This is a genomic window from Rhodococcus sp. YH1, assembly GCF_009939605.1.
In the GTDB taxonomy this organism is placed as follows: domain Bacteria; phylum Actinomycetota; class Actinomycetes; order Mycobacteriales; family Mycobacteriaceae; genus Rhodococcus; species Rhodococcus aetherivorans.
Genome location: NZ_WVTE01000267.1, coordinates 1 through 16,176, shown reverse-complemented (window position 1 = coordinate 16,176; position 16,176 = coordinate 1). Strand labels below are relative to the sequence as shown.

Here is a 16,176-nt window from a genome sequence, read left to right as displayed (position 1 = left end):
AATCACGGGAGCTGCCATGGGTATTGCGGATTCGCACGCCGACCCCCCGACGCCGGCAATCCTGTCCCGCGCCCACCTCGACCGGCTGATCGAGGTGCTACAGGCCGAGGGATATCGCGTCGTCGGCCCCACCGTCCGCGACGACGCCATCGTGCTCGACGAGCTCGGGTCGGGACGAGAGCTGCCCGACGGGTGGGGCGTGTCGACCGCACCCGGGCGGTATCGGCTCCGGCGACGCGACGACACCGCCGTGTTCGGCCATTCCGCGGGTCCGCAGTCGTGGAAGCAGTTCCTGCACCCCGCACGACAGCAACTGTGGTCGACCGCGCCGGACGGCAGCTACCGGCCCCCACCCGCGGACGAGACCCGGTACGCGTTCCTCGGCGTCCGCGGCTGCGACCTGGCCGCGATCGGCATCCTGGGCACGGTGCTGACCCGCGGCGCCCATCCCGACGGGGCCACCGCGCGACGGTTCCGCGGGCTGTTCATCGTCGCGGTCAACTGCACCGAACCCGGCGAGGTCTGCTTCTGCGCCTCGATGGCCACCGGACCCGCCGCGGGCCCGGGGTACGACCTGGGCCTGACCGAACGCGTCGACGAGCAGGGGCACCGTTTTCTCGTGGACGTCGGGACCGACGAGGGCGCCCGCATCCTGGACCTGCTCCCCCACCGCGACGCCACCGCGGATGAGACCACCGGGGCCCGCAACGCGGTGTCGGCCGCCGGCGACCGGATGGGACGGAGCATGCCCGAGGTCGACCTGCGGGCGATGCTCCGCGACGCCCGCGAGGCGGACGTCTGGGAGGATGTCGCCGATCGCTGCCTGACGTGCGGAAACTGCACGATGGTGTGCCCCACCTGCTTCTGTACGTCGACGGAGGACGTCACCGACCTCGCCGACGGGCACGCCGGCAGGTGGCAGCACTGGGCGTCCTGTTTCGAACCGGACTTCTCCTACATCCACGGCGGTGACGTCCGGGCGTCCGGCCGGAGCCGGTACCGGCAGTGGATCTCGCACAAGCTCGGCACCTGGCACGACCAGTTCGGCAGCTCGGGATGTGTCGGCTGCGGCCGCTGCATCGACTGGTGCCCGGTCGGCATCGACATCACCGCGGAGGCGGCCCGCCTCACCGGCGCGCTCGCCACCCACGACGACGAACCGGACGGGCACCGATGACGACCCCACCGCTCGACGGCATCCGGGCTCTGGCGGGGCTGGGCCCGGAGGCGCGGGATCGGATCGCCGCGCTCGCCCACCCGGTCCGCTTCGCCGCCGGGGAGCACGTCTTCCACGAGGGCGGGGAGGCGCGCAGTTGCTGGCTGCTCCAGGAGGGCCGGGTGGATCTGTACACGGTGGTGCCCGGCCGCGGCCAGGTCACCCTCGACACGTTCGTCGACGGTGACGTCCTGGGATGGTCGTGGCTGACGCCGCCCTACCGCTGGCATTACGGGGCCGTCGCGGCCGCTGCGACCTCGGCTCTGGAGGTGGACGCCGCGGCGCTGCAGGCGCTGAGCGAGGCCGACGCCGAGTTCGGATACACGGTGATGCGGGCCCTGTTCGGGGCCCTCCTGGAGCGGTTGCAGGCCACCCGGGCGCGACTGCTGGACCTGTATGCGGGTCCCGATGTTCGGTGACCTCGCGCACGACACCGCAGCGGCGCCGGGCGCGCCGATGCTGCCCAGCGCCCACCGGGTTCGCTCGCGGACCGTCGAGACCGCCGATGCGGTGACGCTGTCGCTGGCCCCGCTGGGGGCGCCGCGACCGCGGTTCCGGCCCGGGCAGTTCATGATGCTCTACGCCCCCGGGGTCGGCGAGATCGCGCTCTCGGTCAGCGGGGATCCCACCGACACGACCGGGGAACTGGTCCACACCGTGCGGAAGGTGGGTGCGGTGAGCCGGGCCCTGCACGACGCCGAGCCCGGCGCGATCGTCGGCGTGCGCGGCCCGTTCGGGGTGGGCTGGGACCTCGAGTCGTGCACCGGCCGGGACCTGGTGATCGTTGCCGGCGGGGTGGGGTTGGCCGCGGTGCGGGCCGCCGTTCTCGGCGCGGTGGCCGCGCGCGGCGACTTCCGGCGCGTCGTGCTCGTGGTCGGAGCACGCCGGCCGGCCGAGATCCTGTATCGGCGCGAGCTACAGGACTGGGCCGACGGCGGCGTGGAGGTCCGGCTGACGATCGACCAGCCGGTCCAGGGCTGGTCCGGGTCCGTCGGATTCGTCACGGAGCCGCTGAGCCGGCTCGACCTCGATCCCGCGCGGACGACGGCCCTGCTGTGCGGGCCGGAGGCGATGATGCGGTTCTCGGCCCGGGTGCTGCTGGGCAAGGGGATACGGCCCCCGGATATCCGGGTCTCGCTGGAACGGAACATGCAGTGCGGGATCGGGCTGTGCGGGCACTGCCAGCTCGGCGAGATCCTGCTCTGCCGGGACGGCCCGGTGCTGGATTACGCGGTGGCCGGACCGCTGCTGCACGTACGGGAGCTGTGATGGACAGGCCGAAGCTCGCGGTGTGGAAGTTCGCGTCGTGCGACGGATGTCAGCTGTCCGTGCTGGACTGCGAGGACGAACTGCTCGCGCTGTCGGGGGCGGTGCAGATCGCCCATTTCCTCGAACTGTCGAGCGCCGTCGACGACGGTCCGTACGACCTGTCGCTGGTCGAGGGCTCGATCACCACCGCCGCGGACGTCGCGCGCATCCACCGGGTCCGGGAGCAGTCCCGGACCCTCGTCACGATCGGCGCGTGCGCAACCGCCGGCGGCATCCAGGCGTTGCGCAACTTCGCCGACGTCGCCGAGTTCACCTCGATGGTCTACGCCCACCCGGAGTACATCGAGACCCTGGCGACGTCGACGGCGATCGCGGCGCACGTGCCGGTCGACTTCGAGTTGCGCGGCTGCCCGATCGACCGGCGCCAGTTGCTCGAGGTGATCACCGCGTTCCTGGCCGGCCGCCGGCCGAACATCCCGAACACCAGTGTGTGCACCGAGTGCAAGCGCCGGGGATTGACCTGCGTGATGGTCGCCGACGGCACGCCCTGCCTCGGCCCGGTGACCCACTCCGGCTGCGGCGCCCTGTGCCCGGCGCAGTCGCGCGGCTGCTACGGCTGTTTCGGGCCGACGACCGACCCCAACGTCGCGTCGCTGGCCGGGTGGCTGCGCACGTGCGGCATGAGCGACGACGACATCGACCGCGCCTTCGCGACGTTCAACGTCGGCGCCACCGTACTCGCCGAGAGGCACCGCCGTGAGCGGGAGCCGTAGAGAGCTGACGGTCCGTGCCCTCGCCCGCGTCGAGGGCGAGGGCAGACTGAACGTGTCGGTGCGCGACGGGCGGGTGCAGCGCGCGGAGCTGAACATCTACGAGCCGCCCCGGTTCTTCGAGTCGTTCCTGCGGGGAAGGGATTTCCGCGAGCCTCCGGACATCACCTCCCGGATCTGCGGGATCTGCCCCGTCGCCTACCAGGTCAGCGCCTGCAATGCGCTGGAGCAGGCCTGCGGGGTCGAGCTCGACGAGCCGGTGCTGAACCTGCGCCGCCTGCTCTACTGCGGCGAGTGGATCGCCAGCCACGTGCTGCACATCTACTTCCTGCACGCCCCCGACTTCCTCGGCCTTCCCGACGCGATCGCCCTCGCCGAGCGTCATCGGAGCGCGCTCGAACGCGGGCTGGCCCTGAAGAAGGCCGGCAACGCGATCCTCGAGCAGGTCGGCGGACGGCCCATCCACCCGGTCAACGTGCGGATCGGCGGCTTCTATCGCGCACCGAGCCGCACGGAACTCGCCCCGCTCGCCGAGCGGCTGCGCCGCGCCCTCGACGACGCGCTCGACACGGTCCGCTGGGTGGCCGGGTTCGACTTTCCTGATGTCGATCTCGATCACGACCTGCTCGCCCTGCACCGGCCCGACCGCTACGCCATCGAGGACGGGCAGATCCGGTCGTCGACCGGATCCTCCTTCGCCGCAGCACAGTTCCCGGACCATGTGGTCGAACACCAGGTCCCGCACTCGACGGCCCTGTACGCGCGGCTCGACGGGCGCCGGTACCTGACCGGACCCCTGGCCCGATACACCCTGAACTCCGCGCAGCTGTCGGCGACCGCACGACAGTCGGCACACGCGGCAGGACTGGGGACGCAGTGCCGTAACCCGTTTCGCAGCATCGTTGTTCGCGCCGTCGAAACCGTCTATGCGGTGGAGGAGGCGCTCCGCCTGATCGCCGGGTACGAGCGTCCGGGCCGGCCCGGCACCGAGGTCGCCGCCCGCGCCGCGACCGGGCACGGTGTCAGCGAGGCACCGCGGGGACTGCTGTACCACCGTTACGAGCTCGGCGACGACGGACTGATCCGCTCGGCCGTGATCGTCCCCCCGACCTCCCAGAACCAGGCTGCCGTCGAACACGATCTGCGCACGCTGATCGCCGGCCACCTGGAGCTGTCCGATGCCGATCTGACGTCGCTGTGCGAACGGGTGATCCGCAACTACGACCCGTGCATCTCGTGTGCCACACACTTCCTCGACCTCACGATCGACCGCGGGTGATCGCGACGAACTTCGTGGTGATCGGCGTCGGCAACGAGTACCGCCGCGACGACGGCGTCGGGCCCGCGGCGGCCCGGGAGGTCGGCCGGTCCCGGCCCGGATGGCGGGTCCTGATCTCCGACGGCGAGCCGACGGCAATGCTGGACGCGTGGGCCGGGACGCGGTTGGCGGTCGTCGTCGACGCCACCGTCGGCACCGGTCCGCCCGGCGCGATCCGGCGTCACGAGATCGGGGAGGCGAGTCTCGCCCGCCGCTCGCGACACGCCGGCTCGCACAGCCTCGGTCCCGCCGAGGCGTGGGCGCTGAGCCGGATCCTGGGCATCGACCCGGGTCGGGTCGTGGTCTACACCCTCGAGGTGACGGAGGTCGGTTACGGCGTCGGCCTGACGCCCGCCACCGCCGCGGCACTGCCCGCCGTGGTGCGGGCAGTGATCGACGAATGCGAGCGGTAAGGCCGTTGCCGAGTCATCCGTTCGCGGGAACGGCTGCCTTCGCGGCGTCCTGCGCGGCGATGTACCCGAACACCAGGCCCTGACCGATCGTCGCCCCCGCACCCGGGTACGTGTTGCCGAACGCGTTCGCGGCGGTGTTGCCGATCGCATAGAGACCGTCGATCACACTGCCGTCCTCGCGCAGCACCCGCGCCCGCTCGTCGGCCTTCACGCCACCGCACGTGCCGAGGTCGCTCAGCGTCATCTTCACCGCGTAGAGCGGCCCTTCGGTCAGCGACCGCAGGTTCGGGTTCGGCTCGACCGTCGGATCGCCGTAGTAGCGGTCGTATGCGCTTCCCCCACGACCGAATTCGGAGTCCGTTCCCGACGCGGCGTCGTCGTTGAACCGGCGGAAGGTCTCGGCGAACGCGTCCTCGGGTATCCCCATCGAGCGCGCCAGCTCGACCGGATCCGTGGCCCGGTGCGCGATGCCCGCCTTGTACCAGGAGCCCGGGATGGGCTGGCGCGGGAACAGCCCCGCCGCGAACAGGTAACTGTTGCGGTACTTCTGGTCGAAGACGATCCACATCGATTCGACCGGGTCGCCGGCCCGCTCGCGCTCGAGGACGACCTGACCGAACGACATGTAGTCCGAGGACTCGTTGGTGAACCGGCGGCCCGTGTGGTCCACGATGAACGAACCCGGCAGGGACCGTTCCGCCAGCATCACCAGCGGCGGCTTGCCCGGGGCCGTCGGCGCGACGGCGGGGAACCACCATGCCTGGTCCATCAGGTCGAGGCCGGCGCCCACCTCCTGGGCGACCTTGATCGCGTCGCCGGTGTTGCCTTCGGCGCCGAGGCTTTCGTTGTCGGCGAGCCTGTCGGACTGGAACTTCCGTCGCATGGCCATGTCGTGGTCGAACCCGCCGGCCGCGAGGACCACACCGCGACGGGCGGTCACGGTCACCTCACGGCCGTTCTGTTCGAGGACGGCACCGGTCACCCGCTCGCCCTCGGTGACCAGCCGCACCAGCGACGTCTCGGTCCAGACGGGGATCCCGGCCCGCAGCACCCCCGCGAACAGGCCCGCGGCGATCGCCTGCCCGCCGGCGACGTACTGCCGGCCGAGCGCGAGGCCGCCCACACCCTGCGCCAGCCGCCGGAAGATGCGCGGGAATCCCTTGAGGGGGACCCGCATCATGAGGTTCAGCCACTTGTAGTCGGCACCGGTGGTGGGCATCGGCAGCCCCGCCTCCATCAGACCGGGGCGCAACCGGCCGCGCTCGTCGCCGAGCACCGACGTGTCGAACGGCCGGCACTCACAGGTACGTCCGACGGCGGCGCCGCCCGGCTGCTCCGGGTGGTAGTCGGCGTAACCCTTGGCCCAGAAGAACTTCATCGGCGTGGTGCGCCGGAGCATCTCGACGGTCGCGGCGCCGTGATCGACGAACGCCTCGCCGCGCTCGGCCGGCGCCGAGCCGTCGACCACCGACCGCACGTAGGTGTGACCCCGCTCGGGGGTGTCGCCCGAACCGGCCTCGCGCAGCACCGGGTTGGCGGGCACCCAGAACGCGCCTCCCGAGCGGGCGGTGGAGCCACCCACGTACCGGGTCTTTTCCACGATCAGCGCCGACAGGCCGAGCTCGCGCGCGGTGAGCGCGGCGGCCATACCGGTGCCGGACCCGATCACCAGCAGATCCACGGTGGTGTCGTGGGCGGGGGTCACGGCCGGTACGGGACTCGTCGCCATTTCGAATTCTCCTTCACATCGTCGCTGCCTGGTCGGGTCGCGCCTCGGACCCGAGGCGACCCACTGCACGCATGCCCGACGACGCTAGGACAGTTCCACCACGCCGGCGGGCGGGTTCCCGGCCACCGGGACGTCCGTGGGCGCGGTCGCCACCGGCTCACCGCAGCGCGCGCAAACGCGATCCCGCAACCTCCCGATGCGTGGGACGACGACCCCGGCTGGGTCCACGGTGCCGCTAGCGTCGACTCGTCTCGCGACGAACCGTCGATCCCACAGGAGCAGCCATGACCACGTCCGGCACCGTCACGCACGCCGAACGCATCCGCGCCACCGTCGTCGAGTATCTGGCGGCCGTCGCCGACGGCAGCGGCGCCGACATCGCTGCGCTGTATGCGGAGGACGCCACCCTCGAGGACCCGGTCGGCTCCGCGCCGAGGACCGGACGGGCGGCGATCGCCGAGTTCTACCGCGCACTCGAGGGCTCCCGGCGCGCGACCGAACTGCTGGCGCTGCGGGTGACCGGGTCGTGCGCGGCGTTCCACTTCCGGGTCGTCACCGAGACCGGGGGCCGGGTGCACGAGGTCGAGCCGATCGACGTGATGACCTTCGACGACCAGGCCCGGATCACGAGCATGCGCGCCTACTGGGCGCCGTCGGACATGCGGCAGCGCTGAAAGCCCCGGCACGGTCCGCCGGACGCCGGTCGCAACCCGCCGCCGGAATGACGGACACTGGAGAGATACCGAACGGCGAGAGGAACCTTATGAGCGCGGAACACACGGTGCTCGATCCCCGGACGATGCGCGACGTGCTGGGCAACTTCTGCACCGGCGTCACCGTCGTGACCGGCCACGACGGCCGCGAACCGCTGGGTTTCGCGTGCCAGTCGTTCGCGTCGGTGTCCCTGGATCCGCCGCTCGTGTCGTTCTGCCCCGCCCGCACGTCGCGGACCTGGCCGAAGATCCGTGAGATCGGCACCCTCGCGATCAACGTCCTGGCCCACCACCAGCGCGACACGTGCATGGCGTTCGCCGTCAGCGGCGGCGACAAGTTCACCGGCGTGGACTGGACGCGCGGCGACAACGGCGCGCCCGCCATCGCGGGCGCGCTGGCCCGCATCGAGGCCACCGTCGAGGCCGAGCACGACGCCGGCGACCACACCATCGTCGTCGCGCGTGTGACGGGGCTGACCGCGCTGCACGACGACGGACCGCTGTTGTTCTACCGCGGCGGCTTCGGCAGGTATGCGGGCGAGACGCTCCTCGATCCCCGCACCGCCACCGACGTGAACCCGGTGCGGTGAGCGGCGAGGCGCACGTCACGGAATAGTGGACCGGCCGGTGTGGTTGGACCGATCGTGTGCCCGGATCCCGAACCCGGGCCCCGGACACGCGAAGGATCCAGGTGACCACACCACTATCGATTCTCGACCTGGCTCACATCGGCCGCGGCGAAACCGCGCGCGACAGCTTCGCCGCGAGCGTGGACATGGCGCAGCGCGCCGAGCGGTGGGGCTACCGCCGCATCTGGTACGCCGAACACCACAACATGCCGACCATCGCCTCGTCGGCCACCAGCGTGCTGATCGCGCACGTCGCCGCCCACACGTCCACGATCCGGCTCGGCGCCGGGGGCATCATGCTGCCCAACCACTCGCCGCTGACCATCGCCGAGCAGTTCGGCACCCTCGAGACGCTGCATCCCGGCCGCATCGACCTCGGTCTCGGCCGCGCCCCCGGCAGCGACCAGAACACCCTGCGGGCGCTGCGCCGCGACCCGTCGTCGGCCGACAGCTTCCCGCAGGACGTGCTCGAGCTGCAGGGCTACCTGCGCGGCACGTCGCGCATTCCGGGCGTCGACGCCGTCCCCGGCAAGGGCACCGACGTGCCGCTGTACATCCTCGGCTCGTCGCTGTTCGGGGCGAAACTCGCCGCGCTGCTCGGCCTTCCGTACGCGTTCGCGTCGCACTTCGCGCCGCAGGCGCTCGAGGACGCCGTCGCGCTGTACCGGCGCGAGTTCCAGCCGTCCGAGCAGCTCGCCGAGCCGTACGTCATCGCGGGCGTCGGCGTGATCGCCGCGGACACCACCGACGAGGCGAATGCACTGTTCGAGGCCACCAAGCGACAGCGCATCCGGCAGATGCTCGGCCGCGGCCGTACCTTCACCGACGACGAGGTCGAGATGCTGCTCGACGCCCCCGCCGGGCAGCAGGTGCTGCAGATGCTGCGGTACACCGCCGTCGGCACCCCGGCCGAGGCGCGTGCCTACCTCGACCGCTTCACCGAGCTCGCGCAGGCCGACGAGTTGATCGTGGTGTCGTCGGCGCCCGGGCGCAAGGCGTGGCTGCGTTCGCTCGAACTGCTCGCCGACGTCAGCGGGCTCGTCCCGGCCTGAACGGCCCGTGACCGCCCGTGACCGCCCTGAACGGCCGAATGTCACATCGTGTCGATCTGATCGACGCGATGTGACATTCGGCCACAACGGTATTGGGTGATCGAGGCCGGAGGGGCCGAGCACCTACCTGTCGCGCTGGTGCTTCGGCTTCCAGACCACCAGCGCGTTGCTGCGCGGCACCGGCACCAGCGCGCGGCGCGACGCGTGCAGTTGCGCGATCTCGGCTGCCATCTCGGACAGCCGCTGCTGCAGGGCCTCGACCTGATTGGTCAGCTCGATGATCCGCTTGATGCCCGCGAGGTTCACGCCCTCGTCCTGCGACAGGCGCTGGACCTCACGCAGCAGCGCGACGTCGCGCGGGGAGTAGCGGCGCCCGCCGCCCCGCGTGCGGTGCGGGGTGACGAGGCCGAGCCGGTCGTAGTTGCGCAGCGTCTGCGCGTGCATGCCGGCCAGTTCCGCCGCCACCGAGATCACATAGACCCGGGCGTCCGGGTCCATCGGCGAATCGTGCCGGTTGCGGTTCTCGCTCATCATGCACCTGCCCAGCCCGCCCGCGGATCGAAGCCGCTCGCCTGCTCCGCGTGCATGTAGATCCGCAGTGCGTCGATCGCCTGGTCGTCGAGGTTCTGGGGCACGGCCACCTTGACGGTCACCAGCAGGTCGCCGGCGCCGCCCCCGCGCTTGGGGACGCCGCGCCCGCGTACCCGCAGCACGCGCCCGTCGGCCGTACCGGCCGGGATCTTCAACCCGACCCGGCCCTCCAGGGTGGGGACCGAGACGGTGGTGCCGAGCACCAGCTCGCCGTAGCTGACCGGCAGCACCAGCGTCAGGTCGTCGCCGTCGCGGCCGAACACCCTGTCGGCGCGCACGTGCACCGTGACGAACAGGTCACCGGGCGGGGCGCCGCGCAGTCCCGCCTCGCCCTGACCGGCCAGCCGGATGCGCTGGCCGTCCCGGACCCCGGGTGGGATCCGCACCGTGATGGTGCGGGTGCGGTTCTGGATGCCACTGCCGCGACAGTCCGTGCAGGGCTCGTCGATGATCGACCCGGTGCCCCGGCAGTCGTCGCACGGCTCGGAGAACCCGAACGCACCCTGGTTGCGCGAGACGATGCCACTTCCGTTGCAGCGCGGGCACACCCGCGGGCTGGTGCCGGGTCGGGCGCCACTGCCGTGGCAGGTGGTGCACGGCGCAGGGCTGGTCAGCCGCAGCGGGACGGTGACGCCGAGGGCCGCGTCGCGGAAGTCGAGCGTGGTCTCGGCGTCCACGTCGGACCCGCGCCGGGGCCGCGACGTGGTGCGCGCGCCACCGCCGCCGGTCCGGTTGAACAGGCCGCCGAACAGGTCGCCGAGACCGGCGTCACCGGCCCCACCGCCGCCGCCACCGAACAGGTCACCGAGATCGAAGGTGGTGGTGCCGCCGGAGAACCCGCCGCTGCCGGCGCCGGGACGGAACCCGCCGCCGAAGCCGCCGGAGGCGAACATCTGCCGGGTCTCGTCGTACTCCTTGCGCCTGGCCGGATCGGACAGCACGGCGTACGCCTCGCTGACCGCCTTGAAGCGCTCCTCCGTCCGGGTGTCGCCGGGGTTGGCGTCGGGATGCAGATCCCGCGCCAGCTTGCGGTAGGCCTTCTTGATGTCGTCGGCCGACGCGTCGGAGGAGACACCCAGCTCCTTGTAGAAGTCCTTCTCGATCCACTCCCTCTGGCTCACCGGGCGTCTCCTCCTCTCGCTGTTTCCCTGTACTTACTCGTTGTCCGCACCGGACGCCGGCTTTTCCGCCGGTGCGTCGCCCGCGTCCGTCACGGTCACCATCGCGTGCCGCAGGATCCGCTCACCGAGCCGGTATCCCTTGCGCAGCACCGTGTCGAGCACCGGGTTCGCGCCGTCGCCCTCCATGTGCACGGCCTCGTGGATCTCCGGGTCGAAGGCGTCGCCCTCGTCGCCGAAGGGCTGGAGCCCCAGGCCCGACAGGACGCCGTTCAGCTTGTCCGCCACCGACTTCAGCGGCCCCTGCTCGAGGTCGCCGTGGGCGCGGGCCCGGTCGAGGTCGTCCACGACGTCGAGCAGCTGGGTGACCACCGAGGCCTTGGCCGCCTCGGTCGTGACCACCCGCTCGCGCTCCACGCGACGCCGGTAGTTGGCGTACTCCGCGGTGAGGCGCTGCAGGTCCGCCGTGCGCTCGGCCAGCTGAGCCGACTCGGGCGACGGTTCGGCCGCGAGCGCGGCCTCCTCGTGTTCTCCCGCAGCCGGAGCCTCGGTGTCCGCACCGCCGACGGGCTGCGACCCGGTCTCCGGGTCGCGAACCTCGAAGGTGTCGGGGTCGATCCGACGCTTGTCGGTGACGGTCACCGGCTCCTGCTCGGGCTTCTCCGCCGTCACTTCTTCTCCGAGTCGGTCGGCTCGTCGACGACCTCGGCGTCGACGACGTTGTCCGAGCCGGCAGCCGCGCCGTCACCGGCGGCAGCACCCGCGTCGGCGGCCTGGGACTCGTACAGGGACTGGCCGAGGGCCTGCGACTCCGTCGCGAGCTTCTCGACGGCGGTCTTCACCGCGGCGATGTCCGTGCCGGCGAGGGCGTCCTTGGTCTCCTTGATCGCGGCCTCGACCTTGCTCTTGGCGTCGGCGGCGACCTTGTCCCCGTTCTCCTGGAGGAACTTCTCGGTCTGGTGCACGAGCGACTCGGCCTGGTTGCGGACCTCGGCCTCCTCGCGACGCTTGCGGTCCTCCTCGGCGTGCGCCTCGGCGTCCTTGATCATCCGGTCGATCTCCTCCTTGGAGAGGCCGGAGCCCTCCTGGATCTTGATCGTGTTCTCCTTGCCGGTGCCCTTGTCCTTCGCGGTGACGTGCACGATGCCGTTGGCGTCGATGTCGAAGGTCACCTCGATCTGCGGGACGCCGCGCGGAGCCGGGGCGATGCCACCGAGCTCGAACGAGCCGAGCAGCTTGTTGTGCGCCGCGATCTCACGCTCACCCTGGAAGACCTGGATCTGCACCGACGGCTGGTTGTCGTCGGCCGTGGTGAAGGTCTCGGAGCGCTTCGTCGGGATGGTGGTGTTGCGCTCGATGAGCTTGGTCATCACGCCACCCTTGGTCTCGATGCCGAGGGACAGCGGGGTGACGTCGAGCAGCAGCACGTCCTTGACCTCGCCCTTGAGGACGCCGGCCTGCAGGGCGGCACCGACGGCGACGACCTCGTCCGGGTTCACGCCCTTGTTGGGCTCACGGCCACCGGTCAGCTCGCGCACCAGGTCGGTCACGGCGGGCATGCGGGTCGAGCCGCCGACCAGGACGACGTGGTCGATGTCCTTGACGGAGATGCCGGCGTCCTTGATGACCTGCTGGAACGGCGCGCGGGTGCGGTCGAGCAGATCCGAGGTGATCTTCTGGAACTCGCTGCGCGAGAGCTGCTCGTCGAGGAACAGCGGGTTCTTGTCCGCGTCGACCGTGATGTACGGCAGGTTGATGGACGTCGACTGCGAGCTCGACAGCTCGATCTTCGCCTTCTCCGCGGCCTCGCGCAGACGCTGCAGGGCCATCTTGTCCTTGGTCAGGTCGACGCCGTGCTGTGCCTTGAACTTCTCGACCAGCCAGTCGACGACGCGCTGATCCCAGTCGTCGCCACCGAGGTGGTTGTCGCCGGAGGTCGCGCGGACCTCGACGACGCCGTCGCCGATCTCGAGCAGGGACACGTCGAAGGTGCCGCCACCGAGATCGAAGACCAGGATGGTCTGTTCCTTCTCGCCCTTGTCCAGGCCGTAGGCCAGCGCCGCGGCAGTCGGCTCGTTGACGATGCGCAGCACGTTCAGGCCGGCGATCTGCCCGGCCTCCTTGGTGGCCTGCCGCTGTGCGTCCTCGAAGTAGGCGGGGACGGTGATGACGGCGTCGGTGATCTCCTCACCGAGGTAAGCCTCCGCGTCCCGCTTCAGCTTCATGAGCGTGCGCGCGCTGATCTCCTGCGAGGTGTACTTCTTGCCGTCGATCTCCACGGTCCAGTCGGTGCCGATGTGACGCTTGACCGAGCGGATGGTGCGGTCGACGTTGGTGACCGCCTGGTTCTTGGCGGGCTGGCCGACCAGCACCTCGCCGTTCTTGGCGAAGGCGACGACCGACGGGGTGGTGCGCGATCCCTCGGAGTTGGCGACCACTACGGGCTCGCCGCCCTCCAGAACGGAAACGACGGAGTTGGTGGTTCCGAGGTCGATACCGACCGCACGAGCCATAGTGTTTCTCCATTCTTCGCTGCGGCACACCGGTGTGCCGCATAGGTGTCCTTGCACAACCTGAGCCGGATCGGCTCAGCTGAGCGCAGTCGACTCAAGCTTGCACCCGCCCGGAATCCCGAGTCAAGTCAAAGTTGAGCCTGTGACGCTCAAGTTGTCTGCTTCCTCCAACGGCAGACCGCCCCGCGGTGTTCCCTTTGTGACTCGGATCACAAGAATTGCGGGAGGCTACGATCCCGGGGTGAGCACGCGCCCGCAGCCGCCCCGCCCGGAGTTCTCCGTCACCCCGCTGCACCCCACCGCCTCCCCCGCACCGCGCGTCGGCGCCGCGGTCTCGGCCTGGGTCCTGTCGTTCGTCGTCTTCGCCGGACTGCTCGGCGCCGTCCTCCTCGACCGCGAACCCGTCCGGGACGCCCTCGAGCACTCGCTGCGCAGCGCCAACCCCGGCACCACCGCCGAGAGCATCGCCGACACCGTCGCCCTCACCCTCGCCGGTTTCGCCGCCGCCGGCCTGCTCCTCGTCCTGCTCGCCGTCGTCTTCCTCGAACTCCTGCGCCGCGGCCACCCCCGGGCACCCCTCGCGCTCGCCGTCGTCTCCGCCGCCACCGTCGTCACGGCCGTCGCCGCCCGCAGCGTCCTCGCCGACGCCGGCGACGCCACCGCCGGCGTCCTGCTGTGGGCTCCCCTGCTCTGGGCCGGGCTCACCGTCGTCGGCGCCGTCGCGGCCCGGCGTCGCTGACGCCGGAGCCAGCCACACAGCTGTCGGACATCGACAACCGTCGCAACCGCTGTCGATGTCCGGGAGTTGTGTCTACCGTCGGGCACGTTCGGCAGCCCGAGCCAGCCGCTCCAGCACGACGTCGAACCGGAACAGTTCGGCCCACGTCCAGCGCACCACTTCGAGACCCAGCTCCCGGATCGCATCCTCCCGCAGCTTCTCCCGCCGTACTACGTCGGCGGCCACACCCGTGCCCCGCTTCCGTACTTGCCCATGCCGTCGAACTCGCCGACGATGCCGGGGTCCTCCCAGAAGAAGTCGACCCGGGCGACGAAAAGGCCCGCGGGCGTGCGCAGCTCGTGCTGCAGTTCCGGCGGGCGGGTACCTGCCTCACGCATCCGCAGGCGGCTGAGCGACTCGCCAGGGCTCTCGCTACGCCCGTCGAGGAGACCGGCGATCCGGCGCGCCGCGGCGATTCCCGCGCTGCTCCCGGCCGCGTCGAGCGCGGCCCGGAGGTCGAGTGCCGGGTGCATACGCATCGCCGAATCCCCGATCACCACCGCCTGCTCGGGCGGCAGGGTACGTGCGAGGTCGACGACGGTCCGGGCTGCGGAGGTGACGGGCACACCGTCGACGATCTCGACGTCATCGACGGCCAACAGTGCCGCGTGCGAGTGCAGATGCGTGGTGCGACGCGCACCCGTGGGACGGTTGTGCGTGAGGTGGACCCGGGAAAGGTCGGCGTCCCAGACGTCGAACCCGTGGACGATCGCCGCCGAAACATGGCTGATCGCGGCTCTCGATCCGAGCGCACACCGGACGGCGCGAATCCGGGCACGGTGCAGCCCGGTCGCGTCGAGCGTTTCAAGGACGGTGCGGGAAAGGTAGGCACCGGGAGCGATGCGCTGGAGTTCGCCCGTGCGCAGCGCCTGGCGAAGTTCTGCCTCCGTGGTCCCGGAGGCGAGGGCGGCGGAGCGGAGGATCGGATCGACCATGGCGTCGAGTCTGAGATCGATCCGGCCCGGTCGAGGCGACACGGAACCCGCAACCGCGAATCTGTGGATGAGTGCTCCGACTGTGGACAAATGTGTCCACATGCGTCTCGGACTTCGACAACCGTCGCGACCGTTGTCGAAGTCCGAGACCTGTCAGCCTGCGACGTCGGCGAGGATGCCTTCCCCGCTGCGCGCCGCCACGCTGCACGCGTTCGCGGTGAACCGGTCGAGCAGGGGATGCTCGGCGCGGGCACGCCAGGTGCGGACGGCGGCGACGCCGGCGGCGTGGATCTCCGCGGCGGTCGCGTCCGGCCCGAGGCCCAGCCGCTGGGCAGGGCCGATACCGAAACCGCCGATCAGCCGCTGCAGTTCGAGCAGGTCGTTCTCGCTCAGCGCGACCCGGGTCGAGCGCAGGCGGCCGAGCAGGCGCAGCTCGGTGAAGCCGTGGACGTCGGCGAGCAGCCGCTGCACCGAGGCGAGCAGCGGACCGTTGCGGTGGGCGCGCAGGACCCGTTCGAGCGACATCAGCGCCGAATGCGCCTTGAGCTGATCGGCGCGCTGGCCGAACTGCACGTCGATCACCTGACGCAGTTCGTCGAGCCCGCTGCGCGCCACCAGTTCCGCGGCCAGCGTCGGCGAGTCCCGTACCCCGAGATGGATCAGCGTGACGGCCATGCGGATCCCGAACAGGCCGAACCGGTCGACCAGGTGCGCCCGCGTCCCCGGATCGACAGGCAGCGCGATGTCGGGGCGCGCGAACCGATCCGCCGACAGCATCGCCACCTGAAGATCCTGCGACGGCACCTGCGCGAGCGCCTCGAACGCGGCGAACTCGCTCTGCCGCAACGTCCGCGCACCCAGCGCGAGCAGCCCCGCGACCGGCACGACGGCCTGGCACAGTCCGGTGCGCTCGAGCTCGCCCGCGAACCGGGCCGCGACCTCCTTGGCGGACATCATCGCGTCCATGCGGCCGGCGCCGACCTCGTCGGCGCGGGAGACCACGCCGATCACCCCGAGCGGACCGGACTCGCCGCCCACGTGCTGGCCGATCCGGCCGAGGAACTGCACGTCGGCGGCACCGAGGGTGCGCATCAGGTAGACGACGGCGTCGGCGCCGGACGCTTCGTCGTCG

General features: G+C 71.1%; 16 protein-coding genes and 1 pseudogene. 10 read left to right on the top strand and 7 right to left on the bottom strand.

Annotated elements, in window-relative coordinates; genetic code table 11:
* Positions 1–16: 16 nt before the first annotated feature.
* From AIIKEEIJ_RS27335 to AIIKEEIJ_RS27310, 6 genes are read left to right on the top strand one after another with little or no spacing between them, the layout of a single operon-like run.
* A complete protein-coding gene (locus tag AIIKEEIJ_RS27335) occupies positions 17–1,177 on the top strand; it encodes a 4Fe-4S dicluster domain-containing protein (protein ID WP_161996953.1) in 1,161 nt (386 codons plus the stop codon).
* Positions 1,174–1,635 (top strand): Crp/Fnr family transcriptional regulator, encoded by a 462-nt coding sequence (locus tag AIIKEEIJ_RS27330; RefSeq protein ID WP_006945149.1) that lies wholly within the window; start codon positions 1,174–1,176, stop codon positions 1,633–1,635. The genes AIIKEEIJ_RS27335 and AIIKEEIJ_RS27330 overlap by 4 nt, the downstream gene beginning before the upstream one ends.
* Complete coding sequence (locus AIIKEEIJ_RS27325) at positions 1,625–2,485, top strand: FAD/NAD(P)-binding protein (protein ID WP_006945147.1); 861 nt, start codon at positions 1,625–1,627, stop codon at positions 2,483–2,485. The genes AIIKEEIJ_RS27330 and AIIKEEIJ_RS27325 overlap by 11 nt, the downstream gene beginning before the upstream one ends.
* A complete protein-coding gene (locus AIIKEEIJ_RS27320; RefSeq protein WP_161996952.1) occupies positions 2,485–3,258 on the top strand; it encodes an oxidoreductase in 774 nt (257 codons plus the stop codon). The genes AIIKEEIJ_RS27325 and AIIKEEIJ_RS27320 overlap by 1 nt, the downstream gene beginning before the upstream one ends.
* Positions 3,242–4,534, top strand: coding sequence for a nickel-dependent hydrogenase large subunit (locus tag AIIKEEIJ_RS27315; RefSeq protein WP_161996951.1), 1,293 nt, complete (start codon positions 3,242–3,244; stop codon positions 4,532–4,534). The genes AIIKEEIJ_RS27320 and AIIKEEIJ_RS27315 overlap by 17 nt, the downstream gene beginning before the upstream one ends.
* On the top strand, positions 4,531–4,986 hold the full coding sequence (locus tag AIIKEEIJ_RS27310; RefSeq protein WP_161996950.1) for a hydrogenase maturation protease: 456 nt from the start codon (positions 4,531–4,533) through the stop codon (positions 4,984–4,986). The genes AIIKEEIJ_RS27315 and AIIKEEIJ_RS27310 overlap by 4 nt, the downstream gene beginning before the upstream one ends.
* A gap of 13 nt (positions 4,987–4,999) precedes the next feature.
* Here AIIKEEIJ_RS27310 and AIIKEEIJ_RS27305 read toward each other — a convergent pair whose 3' ends face one another.
* Positions 5,000–6,715, bottom strand: coding sequence for a 3-ketosteroid-delta-1-dehydrogenase (locus AIIKEEIJ_RS27305; RefSeq protein WP_161996949.1), 1,716 nt, complete (start codon positions 6,713–6,715; stop codon positions 5,000–5,002).
* 284 nt (positions 6,716–6,999) lie between these two features.
* On the opposite strand from AIIKEEIJ_RS27305, the gene AIIKEEIJ_RS27300 reads away from it, so the two are divergent.
* The 3 genes from AIIKEEIJ_RS27300 to AIIKEEIJ_RS27290 all read left to right on the top strand — a co-directional run bounded on the left by AIIKEEIJ_RS27300 (position 7,000) and on the right by AIIKEEIJ_RS27290 (position 9,109).
* A complete protein-coding gene (locus AIIKEEIJ_RS27300; protein WP_043796674.1) occupies positions 7,000–7,389 on the top strand; it encodes a nuclear transport factor 2 family protein in 390 nt (129 codons plus the stop codon).
* Between the two features lie 89 nt (positions 7,390–7,478).
* Positions 7,479–8,018: a flavin reductase family protein gene (locus tag AIIKEEIJ_RS27295; RefSeq protein WP_006945120.1), complete on the top strand. Its 540-nt coding sequence runs from the start codon at positions 7,479–7,481 to the stop codon at positions 8,016–8,018.
* Positions 8,019–8,119: 101 nt separating this feature from the next.
* A complete protein-coding gene (locus AIIKEEIJ_RS27290) occupies positions 8,120–9,109 on the top strand; it encodes an LLM class flavin-dependent oxidoreductase (RefSeq protein WP_006945119.1) in 990 nt (329 codons plus the stop codon).
* A 123-nt stretch (positions 9,110–9,232) separates the two neighbouring features.
* On the opposite strand, the gene AIIKEEIJ_RS27285 is transcribed toward AIIKEEIJ_RS27290, so the two are convergent.
* The 4 genes from AIIKEEIJ_RS27285 to dnaK are packed head-to-tail and all read right to left on the bottom strand — an operon-like array spanning position 9,233 to position 13,331.
* Positions 9,233–9,640, bottom strand: coding sequence for a heat shock protein transcriptional repressor HspR (locus tag AIIKEEIJ_RS27285; RefSeq protein WP_006945118.1), 408 nt, complete (start codon positions 9,638–9,640; stop codon positions 9,233–9,235).
* Entirely contained in the window at positions 9,640–10,821 is a 1,182-nt protein-coding gene (gene dnaJ, locus AIIKEEIJ_RS27280) for a molecular chaperone DnaJ (protein ID WP_006945117.1), read from the bottom strand. Before dnaJ ends, AIIKEEIJ_RS27285 begins: the two co-directional genes overlap by 1 nt.
* 33 nt (positions 10,822–10,854) lie before the next feature.
* On the bottom strand, positions 10,855–11,490 hold the full coding sequence (gene grpE / locus AIIKEEIJ_RS27275; RefSeq protein WP_006945115.1) for a nucleotide exchange factor GrpE: 636 nt from the start codon (positions 11,488–11,490) through the stop codon (positions 10,855–10,857).
* A complete protein-coding gene (dnaK, locus tag AIIKEEIJ_RS27270) occupies positions 11,487–13,331 on the bottom strand; it encodes a molecular chaperone DnaK (RefSeq protein ID WP_006945114.1) in 1,845 nt (614 codons plus the stop codon). The genes grpE and dnaK overlap by 4 nt, the downstream gene beginning before the upstream one ends.
* Before the next feature lie 241 nt (positions 13,332–13,572).
* Here dnaK and AIIKEEIJ_RS27265 point away from each other — a divergent pair, with 241 nt between their 5' ends.
* Entirely contained in the window at positions 13,573–14,070 is a 498-nt protein-coding gene (locus AIIKEEIJ_RS27265) for a hypothetical protein (RefSeq protein ID WP_029545573.1), read from the top strand.
* A 72-nt stretch (positions 14,071–14,142) separates the two neighbouring features.
* Here AIIKEEIJ_RS27265 and AIIKEEIJ_RS27260 read toward each other — a convergent pair.
* Both AIIKEEIJ_RS27260 and AIIKEEIJ_RS27255 read right to left on the bottom strand, forming a co-directional pair.
* A pseudogene (locus AIIKEEIJ_RS27260) lies at positions 14,143–15,044 on the bottom strand (hypothetical protein).
* Positions 15,045–15,197: 153 nt separating this feature from the next.
* Positions 15,198–16,176: Isoniazid-inducible protein iniC (locus AIIKEEIJ_RS27255; protein ID WP_161996948.1), on the bottom strand; the 979-nt coding region annotated here is incomplete at its 5' end.